Source organism: Streptomyces sp. NPDC006259, from assembly GCF_042870975.1.
Taxonomy (GTDB): Bacteria; Actinomycetota; Actinomycetes; order Streptomycetales; family Streptomycetaceae; genus Streptomyces.
The window spans coordinates 280,328-294,208 of sequence record NZ_JBIAHY010000004.1 but is presented as its reverse complement, the minus strand read 5'-3'; the positions used below and the strand labels follow the sequence as shown (position 1 = coordinate 294,208).

Here is a 13,881-nt window from a genome sequence, read left to right as displayed (position 1 = left end):
TCACACCAGCCGGCGGGCCGTCGCCCAGCGGGTCAGCTCGTGGCGGTTGGACAGCTGGAGCTTGCGCAGCACCGCCGAGACATGGGACTCGACCGTCTTCACCGAGATGAACAGCTGCTTGGCGATCTCCTTGTAGGCGTAACCACGCGCGATGAGGCGCAGCACCTCGCGCTCGCGCTGGGTGAGACGGTCGAGGTCCTCGTCGACCGGCGGGGCGTCGGTGGAGGCGAAGGCGTCCAGGACGAACCCGGCGAGCCGCGGCGAGAAGACGGCGTCGCCGTCCTGGACCCGGAAGACGGAGTCGACCAGGTCGGTTCCGGTGATCGTCTTGGTGACATAGCCGCGGGCGCCACCGCGGATCACGCCGATCACGTCCTCCGCCGCGTCCGAGACGGACAGCGCGAGGAAGCGCACGGGCCGCTGGGCGTCGCTCATCAACGGGGCACAACGGCGCAGCACTTCGACGCCGCCGCCACCCGGCAGATGCACATCCAGGAGGACCACCTCGGGCCTGGTCGCGGTGATGACCGTGACCGCCTGGTCGACGTCGGCGGCCTCGCCGACGACCTCCACACCGGTCTCCTCGGTGCGGCCGATCTCGGCCTGCACGCCCGTGCGGAACATGCGGTGGTCGTCGACGAGGACCACCCGCACGTGCCGTCCGGCGCCGCCCTCGCCGTGCGTGGGCTCGGCCACCGGGGCCGCGCCCGTCGTGCCGTTCGTCTCCGTCGGGTCGCTCATCACTTCTCCGCCCTCTCCATCTCCAGCTCGACCTCCGTGCCGCCGCCCGGGACCGCCCGGAGCCGTGCCGTGCCGCCGTTGCGCTCCATGCGGCCGATGATCGATTCTCTGACGCCCATCCGGTCGGCGGGTATCGAGTCGGGGTCGAAGCCGGGACCGCGGTCCCGGACGGACACGAAGACCGTCCTGCCCTCGACTTCGGCGTAGACCTGTACGGCGCCGCCCTCGCCACCGTACTTGGCCGCGTTCACCATCGCTTCACGCGCGGCCTGCGTCTGTGCGGTCAGCCGCTCGTCGAGCGGGCAGTCGCCGACGACCACGACCTCCAGGGGGACGCCGTGCTTGTCCTCCACCTCGGCGGCATCGCGCCGGACCGCGTCGGCGAGGGTGGCGGGCTCCTCCGCCTCGTCCTTGCCGGTGCCCTCCGGCTTGTACAGCCAGGTGCGCAGGTCGCGCTCCTGGGCGCGGGCGAGGCGACGCACCTCGTTGGCGTTCTCCGCGTTGCGCTGGATCAGGGTGAGTGTGTGCAGCACCGAGTCGTGCACATGGGCGGCGACCTCGGCGCGCTCCTGGGCACGGATGCGCATCAGCCGCTCCTCGGACAGGTCCTGCGTCATGCGCACCAGATACGGCCCGGCGAGCAGGGTGATGCCGACCAGCACGGCGAGGGCCGCCTGGAGGACCGAGTCGAGGTGGGCGGCGGAACCCTGGAGGACGAAGATCCCGGAGACGCCCGCGGCGACCAGCAGGACACCGGCGCCGGCCCGGAGCAGCGTGAGCGTACGGCGTCTGCGGCCGACCTCGACCCAGCGGGCCCGCCGGGCGTTGTCCGCCTGGCGCCACACGAGGGCGACGCCCGCGCCGACGAGCACGGCCGGCAGGAGATAGGCCTTGGCGCCACTGCCCAGGTTCACATTGCCGACGAAGACCATGGCGACGACGACCATGAGGAGCAGGGCGACGATCTGCCCCTTGTCGGGCTTGCGGGTGATGAGCCTGCGGCGGCCGTCGGGCGCGCTCTCGGTGGTGACGAGGGAGGGGGGCCGCTGGTCGCCGACCCCGCCGATGCCGAGCGGGACGAAGAACCAGAAGGCCGCGTAGAGCAGAGCGCCGAGGCCGTCCGCCATGAACAGGCCGACGAAGACGAGCCGCACCCAGATCACGGGCAGCCCGAGATGCCCGGCGAGCCCCCGCGCCACACCACCCAGCCAGCGTCCGTCACCGCTGCGGTAGAGCTTGCGCGGCGGCCGCGGTTCGACGAGTGACGCTGTTGCGGCTTCCGGCATGCCAACGATGGTCACACGGCCCCGGGTCACGGGCATCAGGGTTCGCCCCCGAGACGCCCCTGATCTTCGAAGGCCCCGTACGTCGGACGCCTCACCGGCGGCGGCTCAGGGCCGAAATCAGGGTCCGACCAGGGTCCTTCCGACTGCCGTCGGGGCCGCTCGGCCGCCACCATGGACTCATGACGGATCACCAGCACGCCGCGGACACCGGACCGGACGGGAGCACCGCGCCCCACGCGGCCGCCCCTCCCTCCGGCGCCCGCGGCGAGGCACCGACGCCCGGCCGCGGGCCGGGTCTCGCCGAGCACCCCCCGCACCGGTTCCGCCGCGACCGCGAGCACAAGATGCTCGCCGGGGTGTGCGCGGGCCTCGGGCGACAGTGCGACATGGACCCGGTGATCTTCCGGATCACGCTCGCCGTGCTCTCCGCGACCGGCGGCATCGGCCTGATCTTCTACGGCTTCGCGTGGCTGTTCGTCCCCTACACCGACGACGGTCAGCACGAGGTGCGCAAGCTGCTGACCGGCCGCGTCGACGGCCAGGCGCTCGCGGCCGTGCTGTTCGCGCTGGTGGGCTGCGGGGTGTTCCTGTCGATGCTCAGGAACGGCGGGGTGCTCACCTTCGCCGTCGTCCTCTCCCTCCTGCTGGCCGGTGCCGGCTACTGGTCCCGGCACCGGGAGGCCTCCGACGCCGACCCGCTCGCCGCCCAGGCCGTCGCCGACGCCCCGCCGGAGGCCCAGGCACCACCGGTGCCGGCCGCCTACCCCTCCTGGTGGCGCGACCCGATCGTGAAGGACGGCACGCACGACGGCGGCACCGGATACCTGTGGGGCCCCGGGGGCTCCCTCGCCCCGGACCTCGTGTCCTCCATCGACGCCGACCCGATCGGGCACGCGCACACCCGCGAGGACGTACGCGGCCCGTACGACCGGACGCCACGGCCGCGCGGCCCCCGCTGGATCGGCGGCTGGTCCTTCCTGCTCGCCCTGCTCGCCGGCGGCCTGGCGACCCGGCTCACCTGGGACGAACACCCGCTGGGCACCAGCCTCCAGGCCGGTCTGTCCGCCGCGCTGATCGTGCTGGGCCTGGGCATCGCGGCCAGCTCGCTGCTGGGGCGTACCGGTGCGGGATCGATGCTCCTGGCGATTGTCACCGCGGGGCTGCTCGCCGGCTCGACCACCGTCCCCGAGGACGTCGGCACGCGCTGGACCGACACGACATGGCGGCCCACGGCGGTGGCGGACGTCCGGGAGAGCTACGACCTCGGCACGGGCGACGCCACCCTGGACCTGTCCCGGCTCCGTCCCGCGAAGGGGCAGACGGTGAGCACCGACGCGGAGGTCGGGCTCGGCCGGCTGCGGGTGATCGTGCCGCCGGACGTGACGGTGAACGTCCGGATCGACGTGGGCCTGGGCGACATCCAGCTGCCCGGTGAGAAACAGGAGGACGTGGACGTGCAGCCGGGCAAGCACAAGGAGGTGACCTTGTCCCCCGTCTCCGGCGGCGAGGACACCGGGACGATCGACCTCGACCTCCAGGTCGGGGCGGGACAGGCGGTGGTGGCCCGTGCTGCGTCATGAGTTCCGGCCGGGCCGACTGGTCTGCGGCGCCGCCTTCGTCCTCGCGGGCGTCATCTACGCGGGCGACGCGGGCGGCCTGTGGGAGACGCCCTGGTTCGCCGTCGTACCGGTGGTCGTGACCGGCCTCTGCCTGGCGGCCGTCACCGGCCTCGTCACCCGCGCGGTCCGCCGACGACGGGCCGGGAGACCGGACGCCCCCGCGGAGACGGGCGCGGGGACGGGGACGGCGGGGACGGGTACGGCGGAAAGATGACTCGGGAGTGGGCCGTGTCGTGGCGGGCGCGGCCTACCGGAAGCCTCCCGACCGCTGTCGCCTCCTGGTGCGCCAGGCGGCGTCGAGGGAGAGGACCGGAGCGCCGGCGAGGACGAGCGGCAGCCAGGCCATGAGGTAGGCGAGATCGTTTCCGTAGTAGTACGGGTCGGAGGCCCAGCTCACGGTCAGCCACAGGCTGAGGGAGATCAGCGCGCCGCCGAGGGCGGCGAGGCGGGTGAGGACACCGAGCAGGGTGCCGATACCGACGGCGAGTTCGCCGAAGGCCATGGCGTAGCCGAAGCCGGTGGGGGCCTTCAGGGCGAGGTCGACCAGGGCGGGGACGGCCGAGGAGTCGCGCACCGCCCGCATGGTGTCGCCGATCGAGCCTGCGCCGGTGGCCTTGAGGAAGGCGCCGTCGGTGAGTTTGTCCAGGCCGGCGTAGATGAAGGTGATGCCGAGGAAGACCCGGAGCGGGAGGAGGGCGTACCGGGTGGCGGTGTCCCGCCAGTCGCCACGGCCGCCGTCGAGGTAGGGGGAGTACGTGTCCGTTCGCATGCCGTGCGTCATCGCGTGTGGCCGCCTCTCGCCCGCAGTGATGGACCCCTCGACAGACCATACGTACGAAAGGGGCGATGCGCTCAACGGCCGGTCGGGTCCTGGGACACCTTTCGCGTGCCCCGCGCGGGTCAGTCCGTCACGTCGATGGCGTAGCGGTTCGTCTCCACGCCGGCCGCGGTGACCACCTGAACCTCCACCCGTCCGGGCTCGACCTCCACCGGGACCGGGACGGTCAGAACCGCGTCGGTGGGGTTGCTGAAGCCGCCCGTGACCGGGACGAGGGGGACGTGGACATGGACGGCGCCGATGCGGACGACCATGCGGGAGAGGCGGTCGGCGGTCTGCGCGCCGGGGGGCACGAATCCGGCTCCGCGGATCTCGATGTCGTCTCCGGTGCGGATCGGGGCGTCCAGGTCACCGGCCTCGCGGGAGCGGACGACGGAGAGGATCACGGGCCGCCCGCCCTCGGCGTACTTCCCGGCGAGGTAGGTCGCGGCCGACACCAGCACGACCACGGCCAGGCCCCAGGGCAGGTCGGGGAGCTGGTCGGGGCGGCGGGCGAGGCGGACGGCGGCGAAGGCCAGGGCGACCGCGCTGATCACGACGTACTGGATGTCGGCGAAGGTGCCGCGGCCGGCGTCGTCGGTGAGCAGGTCGGCGGCCTGGGGCCGGTGCGCGCGGACCTTCTGGAGCCGCTGTCCGAGGACGCGCAGACCGACCACGCGCCGCACCAGCACGGCGATGGCGCAGACCACGGCGAGGACGGTCACCGCGCCGGCGCCGCGCGCGAGGTCGAGGCCGGCGATCAGGGCGTCGCGTTCGACGGGTCCGGAGGCGGCCGCGAGCCGGCCCGCCAGGACCAGCACGGCGTAGGCCACGAACAGGACCCAGGCGGCGGCGACCGCGCGGGAGGTGGACAGGCGGTTGTCCTCGCCGATCACGGGTGCCAGGGCTCCGCCGCGCGCCCGGTGGAAGTAGGAGGCGGCGGTCAGGGCGCCGCCGACGAGGAGCGCGGCCAGCAGTCCGGCGGTGCGGGCCGTGGTCCAGCCGGCGCCGATCGCGGTCAGGGACTGCGCGAGCAGCAGGGCGACGACCGCGGCCCCCGCCGTGCAGGCCGTGCGCAGCCACACGCGGGTCAGCCAGGACTCGCCCTCGGCGCGGCCGCGTTCGGCGACGAGTTCGGCGGACTGGGTCAGTTCCTCCGACACCCACTGGCGGGAGGCCGAGGCCGAGTGGGCGACGGCGGCCGGCAGCCCCTGTCCGGCGGCGAACTCGTCCCGTTTCACCAGGAAGGCGGCGACCGCCCGCCGGTGCCCTTCGCGCGCCCCGTGCGGGCAGTTTCCGCAGGCGCAGCCACCGTCGTGCGTGCCCGGCTCCGGGCCCTGTCTCGCCTCCTGCACCGCCACTGCCGACGCCTGCCTTCCCCGCTATCCGTGCGGCTGGTGACCCCGGTGAGAACCGGCCACCGGACCTGTGAACAACTCCCCTGCGACGACAGCGAATTGTGCCCTACGGCACACCGTCGTGCTCCGGCAGGTCTGGTCAGCGCGGGTGAATCCGGGGCCGTCGTGTTGACGCGGTGGGGTCTTTCGTCCGGATCGGGCCGGATCAGGGAGCGGGGTCCGGTGCCGTGCGTCGCAAGGCGGAGGACGGAGTCGGGGCGGAGCCCTGGGGACCGACGACAACGCCGCGAGGTGCGGCATGGGACCCCGCGAGCCGGGCCTGGTCCGAACGAGAGGCCCTAGCTGAGCAGGTCGGGTTCGCCGCGGCTGATGTCCTGCCACAGGGGCTGATAGTTGATCCACGCGACCAGGTCGCCGCCGAGCTGTTCCCGGGTCGCGACCGCCGCCTTGTGCTCGATCAGGACGGGCCGGCCGGCGGCGCGCGCGAGGAGCTGGACCTGGCTGGAGCGTTCCATGGACAGGAACCACCAGGCCGCCGCGTCCACCGAGTCGCCGACGGTCAGCGGCCCGTGGTTGCGCAGGACCAGGGCCTTGCGGCTGCCGAGCGCGGCCGCGATGCGCCGGCCCTCCTCGGCGTCCACGGCGACGCCGGTGTAGGCGTCGTACAGCGCCACGTCCTCGTAGAAGGCGCAGCTCTCCTGGGTGATCGGGTCGATCAGTTCGCCGAGGGCGGCGAGTGCGCGGCCGTGGACGGAGTGGCAGTGGGCGACCGCGACGACGTCCGGCCGGGCGGCGTGCACCTGCGCGTGCACGGTGAAGGCGGCCTGGTTGACGTGATAGCGGCCCTCGACGACCTGTCCTTCGGCGTTGACGAGGACGAGGTCGCTCACGGTGACGTGCTTGAAGGGCATGCCGAACGGATTGACCCAGAAGCAGTCGCCGTACTCGGGGTCGCGGGCGGTGATGTGCCCGGAGACCCCGTCCTCGAAGCCGTACCGTCCGAAGATCCGCACGGCGCCCGCGAGCCGTTCCTTGCGGTGCCTGCGCTCGTCCTCGACCGAGTCGTGCGTCGGCGGCATGGCGAACCGCAGTCGGTCGGTGGGCAGCGGGGCGGGTGACGTGGGCCCGTGCATCGGTCCTCCAGCACTGGGATGTGTTACGGGCGGAAGTTACCGTCGGTCAGGGAAAAAGGGCAGAGCCGTCGGGTGAAGTCGACGATTTCCGTCACCCGCGAGGCGCGGCGGCCCTCCGTGGCGGGGTGCACGGCCGTCCAGGGCGAGAGGGGCCGGTCCCCGGTACGCGCTGCCGCCGCTGCCGGTTCGGTGCCTCCGGTCCGGTCGGGCGAGGCCGACCGCGTGATACCGGACAGGGGATGTCGGGTATCGGCGTCACACTCGCCGTATGACAGCGAGTCGTGCGACAGCAGCGAACTGGGCGGCGTTCCGCGAGGCGGAGCCGGATCTCGCGCGGGTCGTCGAGGACCGTTTCGGTGCCTTCACGCACCACGTCCTCGCGACCCTGCGCAAGGACGGCTCCCCGCGCACCAGCGGTCTGGAGGCGCGTTTCCTGGACGGTGAGCTGTGGCTCGGCATGATGCCGGGTTCGCTCAAGGTCCTCGACCTGCGCCGCGACCCCCGTTTCTCCCTCCAGGCCAACCCCGGCGAGGGCACCGGGATGGGTGGCGGCGACGTACGGATCAGCGGGTGCGCCGTCGAGGTCGGGGACGGGGAGGCCAGGGCCGGATATGTGAAAGAGGTGGAACCGCCGCAGCCGTTCCACCTCTTCCGCACCGAGTTGACGGAGGTCGTGCGGACCTCCGTCGAGGACGACACGTATCTGGTCGCCCAGGTCTGGAGGCCCGGAGAGCCGGTGCGGACTCTCAGGCGGACCTGACCCCGGTGAGCGGGGCCGCTACTCCCACTCGATGGTGCCCGGCGGCTTCGAGGTGATGTCGACGACGACCCGGTTGACGTCGCGCACCTCGTTGGTGATCCGGGTGGAGATCTTCGCAAGGACGTCGTACGGCAGGCGTGACCAGTCGGCCGTCATGGCGTCCTCGGAGGACACCGGGCGCAGGACGATGGGGTGGCCGTAGGTGCGGCCGTCGCCCTGGACGCCCACGCTGCGGACGTCGGCGAGCAGCACCACCGGGCACTGCCAGATCTCGCGGTCGAGACCGGCCGCCGTCAGTTCCTCGCGGGCGATCGCGTCGGCGTCGCGCAGCAGGTCGAGGCGGTCCTTGGTGACCTCGCCGACGATCCGGATGCCGAGGCCGGGGCCGGGGAACGGCTGGCGCTGGACGATCTCCTCGGGCAGGCCGAGTTCCTGGCCGACCATGCGGACCTCGTCCTTGAACAGCTTGCGCAGCGGCTCGATCAGCTGGAACTCGAGGTCCTCGGGGAGTCCGCCCACATTGTGGTGGGACTTGATGTTGGCGGTGCCGGAGCCGCCGCCGGACTCGACGACGTCCGGGTACAGGGTGCCCTGGACCAGGAACGCGACCTCGGGGCCCTCGTCGGCGATGATCTCCGCCTGGGCCTGCTCGAAGACGCGGATGAACTCCCGGCCGATGATCTTCCGCTTCTCCTCGGGGTCGGAGACCCCCTTGAGGGCGGTGAGGAAGCGCTCCTGCGCGTCGACGACCTTCAGCTGGACGCCGGTCGCGGCCACGAAGTCCTTCTCGACCTGCTCGGTCTCACCCTTGCGCATGAGGCCGTGGTCGACGTAGACGCAGGTCAGCTGCGAGCCGATGGCCTTCTGGACCAGCGCGGCGGCCACGGCGGAGTCGACGCCGCCGGAGAGCCCGCAGATGGCGCGCCGGTCGCCGACCTGCTCGCGGATGGCGGCGACCTGCTCCTCGATGACGTTGCCGGTGGTCCAGTCCGGGCTCAGACCCGCGCCGCGGTACAGGAAGTGCTCCAGGACCTGCTGGCCGTGCGTGGAGTGCATGACCTCGGGGTGGTACTGGACGCCGTAGAGCTTCTTGTCGTCGTTCTCGAAGGCGGCGACCGGGACGACGTCCGTGGAGGCCGTGACGGAGAAGCCCTCCGGGGCGGCGGAGCAGGCGTCGCCGTGCGACATCCACACGGCCTGCTCGGCCGGGGTGCCCTCGAAGAGGGTGGAGGACGCGCGGGAGACGCGCAGGTCGGTGCGGCCGTACTCGCGGGCGCCGGTGTTGTCGACGGTGCCGCCGAGGGTCTGCGCCATCAGCTGGAAGCCGTAGCACATGCCGAACACGGGGACGCCGGCCTCGAACAGCTCGCGGTCGAGGCGGGGGGCGCCCTCCTCGTACACGGACGAGGGGCCGCCGGAGAGGATGATCGCCGCCGGGTTCTTGGCGAGCATCTCCGCGACCGGCGTGGTGCTCGGCACGATCTCGCTGTAGACCCGGGCCTCGCGGACTCGACGGGCGATGAGCTGGGCGTACTGCGCGCCGAAGTCGACGACCAGGACGGTGTCGGGGGCGGCGGCAGTAGGAGTCGCTGATGACACGGGGGCCTTCCGGCGGTTCGGGCGGGGTCTCTGTGCTGCCCAATTCTACCGAGGTGGGCGTGGTACCGGTCCCGTCACCGGGGACCGCCCGGCCGGCGCCCCCACCGCCTGGAACCGCCGTGGCATACTGGCCCCATGCTTTCGCCCACGACCTTCGTCTTTACCTATGGCACCCGGCCCGCCGGCTGCCATGGTCGTGCTGCTTGAGCTGACGCAGCGACTTCCCAGGCGCCCCGGGCCGACAAGGCCCGGGGCGCCTGTCGTTTCTTCCGGGTCCTGTCGTTCCGGGGGCGTCCACGCCCACCACCACAGGAGCCCCCATGACCGCCATCGACGTGACCGGCGCCCGTACTCCCGAGGCCGCCGACGTGATCACCGGCGCGCGTGACCGCATCGACGCGCTGGACGATCGGATCATCGGCCTCATCCAGGAACGGGTCGCCGTGTCCGCCGTGATCCAGGAGGCCCGGATCACCTCCGGCGGCCGGCGCGTGAACCTGTCCCGCGAGATGGAGATCCTCGACCACTACCGGCAGGCGCTCGGCAGGCCCGGCACCTCCCTCGCCATGACACTCCTCGAACTGTGCCGGGGCCGCGTGTGACGGTGCCGGAGTCGCGTCCGACGGCCCCGGAGGCCGCGTCCGACCGTGTCGGGGCCGCGTCCGACCGTGCCGGAGCCGCGTCCGGCAACGCCGGATTCGCATCTGGCGGCTCCCGGGCCGCACCTGGCGGCTCCGGGGTCGCACCTGGCGGCTCCGGGGTCGCACCTGGCGGCTCCGGGGTCGTATCTGGCGGCTCCGGGGTCGCATCTGAGTTCGGTGCTCCTCTCACCCGTACGGCGCGTGACCGGCCCGGGACGGCTTCGTTGGTCCCGATGTCCGTTCCAGCCAGGGGCGGGCCCGGAAGAACCACGCGTGGATCACTGGAGCGATGAGGCGTACGGAGCGTGCGTGCGCCGTGGGACCTCGCTCCAGGAAAGTGACCGGACGGCAGGGGACAGCAGCCCGGTCACCCAAGAGAACGGCCGGCCCCGGGGACGCTCGGGGCCGGCCGGCGGGAAGGGCAAAAACGCGCAAGGACTGGGTCAAACGGTTGCGGGCGCCGCTTTCATCCAGCACGATGCGGAGAAAGCCCCAAGTCCCGCCGGGGACCACCGCATTGCACCGCTTCCCATGCCTCCACCCGCTGTGCGGCCCTTTGTCCCCACGGACCGCCAAAGGTCCAGACCGCTCACGCGCCCCGCGTGCGCCCCGGCGGCCACCCGGCGCGGACCAGGGCGCTCGACGAGCCAGCGGCGCAACCCCCCGGCGCCGCTCCCAGGCACCGGCGCTGCCCTGACGCCGGTGCTGACGATAAAGAAGGGCCCTGCGGATCCGTCCCGCGGGGCCCTTCGTCGTGCCCGCGGACACCTCCGTCGCCGCCGTCCGGGCAGCGAGCCGAGCCATGTGACCTATGGCACATAAAGAAAGCGTGAAGACAGGGCAACTCTTCACAGGCTTCGCCGGTCACACGTAGCGAACTCAGGGCCAACAACCGCTCCCCCATGCGGAAGGCCTCCTCAACCGCGCCGCGGCCTTGCTGTCGCGACGCATCCGGAACCATCGAGGTCTCTGCATGAAGCTCCGCCGGGCCATGGTCACCATGGCCGCGACCGCCGTCCTCGCACCGCTGGCCCTGCTGTCGGCGCCGACCGCCTTCGCCGAGGAGAGCGGCTCGGCGTCGCCCAGCACGTCGTCGTCCGAGAGCGCCTCCGCCTCGCCGTCCGACTCGGCGAGTTCCTCCGCCACCTCGTCCGAGTCCGCCTCCGACGGCGCGTCGGCCTCGGCGTCCGCCTCGCAGGAGGAGGACGGAGCGGGTTCCCCGTCTTCCTCGACGTCCTCCTCCTCGTCCTCCTCCCCGTCATCGTCGTCGTCGCCCGACGACGAGCCGACGGAGTTCCCCGACGACTGCCCGGTCGACGAGGACGGCGTCGACGTCGACTCGCAGCTGGAACTCTCCGTGTCGGGTCTGCCCGGCAAGATCGTGGCCGGCAGCGGCCGGCACACCTTCAAGCTCACCGCCGCCAACCACAGCGACAAGGCGCTGGGCACCGTGCAGTGGCTCGCGGCCATCGAGAACGACTCGATGAGCGACGACGAGCGGACCTGGCTGAGCACCTACGCCAAGATCGAGTACTACGACCCGCAGGCCAAGGCCTGGGACTCGATCGCGGACGAGTTCGGCAACGGCTTCTACTTCGGCGAGACGGAACTCGGCCCCAAGGAGACCGTCGACATCAAGCTGCGCGTCGACATCACCGCGAAGGCCCCGGCCGGCGAGGGCTTCACCCTGGGCCTCGGCGGCTACGTCGACGCGGAGAAGAACTGCGTCCACAGCTCCTTCGCGTTCTACGAGTTCACCGTGCTCAAGCCCGGCAGCAGCAACGACGACCCGGGCACGGCCACGCCGGGCGAGGGCGAGGCTCCCGCGGGCGGCAAGCAGCCGCAGGGCGGCGCCAAGGAGATCCCGGCCACCGGCAGCCTCGCCGAGACCGGCTCCGGCTCCGCGCTGCCGGTGATCGGGCTGGTCGGCGGGGTCGCCGTCGTCGCCGGTGCGGGTGCGGTCTTCACCGCGCGCCGCCGCAGGACACAGGCGTAAGCCTGAACCGGCCTCAGGGCCGCTGGTGAGGAGGGACCTGCGCTCGGAGGGGGGCGCAGGTCCCTTTTCCGTGCGCGCCGCGTCACTTCTTCGGCGGCACCGCCGGGATCCCCAGGAACGGCAGCCGCAGCGCCGCGAACGCCTCCACCGGAACCGCCGGGTCGCGCGGCTCCACGGGCTTCAGCCGCTCGTACGCCGCCCCTTGCGCGGGGCGCGGGTCCTGCTCGCCCTTGTTCGGCCAGTACGACATCGCGCGCTCGGCCTGGGCCGTGATCGTCAGGGACGGGTTCACGCCGAGGTTCGCCGAGACGGCGGCGCCGTCCACGACCGAGATGCCGGGGTGGCCGTACAGCCGGTGGTACGGGTCGATGACGCCGGTCTCGCGCGAGTCGCCGATCGGGCAGCCGCCGAGGAAGTGGGCGGTGAGCGGCATGCCCATCAGCTCACCCACGTTGGATCCGGCGAAGCCGTTGATGTCGGCGGCGAGGGCGTCGGCCGCCTGCGAGGCCGCCTTGATCTGCTTCGGGTTGGGGCTCCCGTGCCCCTGGCGCGCGGTGAGCAGGCCCTTGCCCACGCCCGTCGGCTTCAGGTGCGTCGTCAGCGAGTTGTCCAGGGACTGCATGACCAGTCCGATGATGGTCTTCTCCGACCAGCGGCGGTTGGAGAGCGACCGCAGCGCGAGCAGCGGGTGGCGGGCGGCGTTCGCCAGCCAGCCGGCCACCCGCGACGAACCTTCCGCGTACGGCACCTGGAGGATCGACAGGCTGCCCATCGAGTTGGAGCCCTTGCCGTAGCGCACCGGCTCGATGTGGGTGTCGGGGTCCGGGTGGATCGAGGAGGTGATGGCGACCCCGCGCGTGAAGTCGGCCCTGGGCTGCCCGGTCGCCTTGCGGTAGCGGCGGTCGTCGGTCTGGGCGCCGACCAGCGCCTCCGAGTTGGTGCGGGTCAGCTCGCCCAGCCTGTCGGAGAGGTACGGCAGCTGCCGGCCCGCCTTCATGCGGTGCAGCAGCGTCTGGGTGCCGTAGGTGCCGGCGGCGAGGACGACCCGGCGGGCTGTGAACGTGCGCCCGCCCGACCTGCGGCGGCCGTCGGTCGGCAGGGTGGCGACGGCGTATCCGCCCCGTGAGTCGTCGGTGACCGAGACGACCGTCGTCAGGGGGTGGACGACGGCGCCCGCCTTCTCGGCGAGGTAGAGGTAGTTCTCGTTGAGGGTGTTCTTCGCGCCGTGCCGACAGCCGGTCATGCACTCGCCGCACTCGTTGCAGGCCTTGCGGGCGGGCCCGGCGCCACCGAAGTAGGGGTCCGCCACCTGCTCGCCCGGCCGTGCCGTCACCGACCCGTCGGCGTCCTGGCCGTCCCCGAAGAACACGCCCACCGGTGCCATGTGGAAGGTGTCGCCCACCCCCATCCGCTCGGCCGCCGCCTTCAGATGCACGTCGGACGGGGTCATCGTCGGGTTGAGGCGCACGCCGAGCATGCGTGTGGCCTGGTCGTAGTAGGGGGCCAGCTCCTCCTGCCAGTCCGTGATGCGGCGCCACTGCGGGTCGTCGAAGAAGGGCTTCGGCGGGACGTAGAGGGTGTTGGCGTAGTTGAGGGAGCCGCCGCCCACGCCCGCGCCGGCCAGCACCATGACGTTGCCCAGCAGGTGGATGCGCTGGATGCCGTACATGCCGAGCCTGGGGGCCCACAGGTAGTTCTTCAGGTCCCAGGAGTTCTTCGGGAGCGACTCGCGGGTGAAGCGGCGGCCGGCCTCCAGGACGCCGACCCGGTACCCCTTCTCCGTGAGGCGCAGGGCGGTGACCGAACCGCCGAAGCCGGAGCCCACGACGAGGACGTCGTAGTCGTAGCCGCCGTCCGCGGCGTCGACGCCGGCGTCCTGGGGGGCTGGGCCGTCCTCGTCCCGTATCCGGGCGGAGTTCTCCTGTGACACG

The 13,881-nt window shown here is 72.4% G+C and carries 12 protein-coding genes; 5 read left to right on the top strand and 7 right to left on the bottom strand.

Annotated features, from left to right (window positions below; translation table 11 throughout):
- Positions 1 to 741: a response regulator transcription factor gene (locus ACFYO5_RS17980; RefSeq protein ID WP_356560251.1), complete on the bottom strand. Its 741-nt coding sequence runs from the start codon at positions 739 to 741 to the stop codon at positions 1 to 3.
- Complete coding sequence (locus tag ACFYO5_RS17975) at positions 741 to 2,063, bottom strand: PspC domain-containing protein (protein ID WP_388709625.1); 1,323 nt, start codon at positions 2,061 to 2,063, stop codon at positions 741 to 743. Before ACFYO5_RS17975 ends, ACFYO5_RS17980 begins: the two co-directional genes overlap by 1 nt.
- Before the next feature lie 143 nt (positions 2,064 to 2,206).
- Between ACFYO5_RS17975 and ACFYO5_RS17970 the strand changes: the two genes are divergently transcribed.
- Together ACFYO5_RS17970 and ACFYO5_RS17965 are read left to right on the top strand one after the other, a co-directional pair.
- Positions 2,207 to 3,607: a PspC domain-containing protein gene (locus tag ACFYO5_RS17970; RefSeq protein WP_388709623.1), complete on the top strand. Its 1,401-nt coding sequence runs from the start codon at positions 2,207 to 2,209 to the stop codon at positions 3,605 to 3,607.
- Positions 3,594 to 3,860 carry a hypothetical protein gene (locus ACFYO5_RS17965; protein ID WP_388709621.1) on the top strand — a complete coding sequence of 89 codons (267 nt, stop codon included), beginning with the start codon at positions 3,594 to 3,596 and terminating at the stop codon, positions 3,858 to 3,860. The genes ACFYO5_RS17970 and ACFYO5_RS17965 overlap by 14 nt, the downstream gene beginning before the upstream one ends.
- 33 nt (positions 3,861 to 3,893) lie before the next feature.
- Here the strand turns inward: ACFYO5_RS17965 and ACFYO5_RS17960 are convergent, their stop codons facing one another.
- From ACFYO5_RS17960 to ACFYO5_RS17950, 3 genes are all read right to left on the bottom strand, one after another.
- Positions 3,894 to 4,427 (bottom strand): DoxX family protein, encoded by a 534-nt coding sequence (locus ACFYO5_RS17960; protein WP_356560255.1) that lies wholly within the window; start codon positions 4,425 to 4,427, stop codon positions 3,894 to 3,896.
- A 119-nt stretch (positions 4,428 to 4,546) separates the two neighbouring features.
- The gene (locus ACFYO5_RS17955; RefSeq protein ID WP_388709618.1) at positions 4,547 to 5,824 is read right to left on the bottom strand and encodes a hypothetical protein; all 1,278 of its coding nucleotides are present in this window, start codon (positions 5,822 to 5,824) and stop codon (positions 4,547 to 4,549) included.
- A gap of 335 nt (positions 5,825 to 6,159) precedes the next feature.
- Positions 6,160 to 6,954, bottom strand: coding sequence for a class II aldolase/adducin family protein (locus ACFYO5_RS17950; RefSeq protein WP_388709616.1), 795 nt, complete (start codon positions 6,952 to 6,954; stop codon positions 6,160 to 6,162).
- A gap of 268 nt (positions 6,955 to 7,222) precedes the next feature.
- Between ACFYO5_RS17950 and ACFYO5_RS17945 the strand changes: the two genes are divergently transcribed.
- Positions 7,223 to 7,714, top strand: coding sequence for a pyridoxamine 5'-phosphate oxidase family protein (locus ACFYO5_RS17945; protein WP_388709614.1), 492 nt, complete (start codon positions 7,223 to 7,225; stop codon positions 7,712 to 7,714).
- Between the two features lie 18 nt (positions 7,715 to 7,732).
- On the opposite strand, the gene guaA is transcribed toward ACFYO5_RS17945, so the two are convergent.
- Entirely contained in the window at positions 7,733 to 9,313 is a 1,581-nt protein-coding gene (guaA, locus tag ACFYO5_RS17940; RefSeq protein WP_356560259.1) for a glutamine-hydrolyzing GMP synthase, read from the bottom strand.
- Between the two features lie 257 nt (positions 9,314 to 9,570).
- Here guaA and ACFYO5_RS17935 point away from each other — a divergent pair, with 257 nt between their 5' ends.
- Both ACFYO5_RS17935 and ACFYO5_RS17930 read left to right on the top strand, forming a co-directional pair.
- On the top strand, positions 9,571 to 9,915 hold the full coding sequence (locus ACFYO5_RS17935) for a chorismate mutase (protein ID WP_388710392.1): 345 nt from the start codon (positions 9,571 to 9,573) through the stop codon (positions 9,913 to 9,915).
- Between the two features lie 1,012 nt (positions 9,916 to 10,927).
- Positions 10,928 to 11,950, top strand: a complete 1,023-nt coding sequence (locus tag ACFYO5_RS17930; protein WP_388709612.1) for a hypothetical protein — start codon at positions 10,928 to 10,930, stop codon at positions 11,948 to 11,950.
- 82 nt (positions 11,951 to 12,032) lie between these two features.
- Here the strand turns inward: ACFYO5_RS17930 and ACFYO5_RS17925 are convergent, their stop codons facing one another.
- The gene (locus ACFYO5_RS17925; protein ID WP_388709610.1) at positions 12,033 to 13,880 is read right to left on the bottom strand and encodes a GMC oxidoreductase; all 1,848 of its coding nucleotides are present in this window, start codon (positions 13,878 to 13,880) and stop codon (positions 12,033 to 12,035) included.
- Between the last annotated feature and the right edge of the window lies 1 nt (position 13,881).

Excerpts from the sequence above, each read along its gene's own strand:
- ACFYO5_RS17980 (WP_356560251.1), bottom strand. The coding sequence starts at position 741 with ATGAGCGACCCGACGGAGACGAACGGCACGACGGGCGCGGCCCCGGTG.
- ACFYO5_RS17975 (WP_388709625.1), bottom strand. The coding sequence starts at position 2,063 with ATGCCCGTGACCCGGGGCCGTGTGACCATCGTTGGCATGCCGGAAGCC.
- ACFYO5_RS17970 (WP_388709623.1), top strand. The coding sequence starts at position 2,207 with ATGACGGATCACCAGCACGCCGCGGACACCGGACCGGACGGGAGCACC.
- ACFYO5_RS17960 (WP_356560255.1), bottom strand. The coding sequence starts at position 4,427 with ATGACGCACGGCATGCGAACGGACACGTACTCCCCCTACCTCGACGGC.
- ACFYO5_RS17950 (WP_388709616.1), bottom strand. The coding sequence starts at position 6,954 with ATGCACGGGCCCACGTCACCCGCCCCGCTGCCCACCGACCGACTGCGG.
- ACFYO5_RS17945 (WP_388709614.1), top strand. The coding sequence starts at position 7,223 with ATGACAGCGAGTCGTGCGACAGCAGCGAACTGGGCGGCGTTCCGCGAG.
- ACFYO5_RS17930 (WP_388709612.1), top strand. The coding sequence starts at position 10,928 with ATGAAGCTCCGCCGGGCCATGGTCACCATGGCCGCGACCGCCGTCCTC.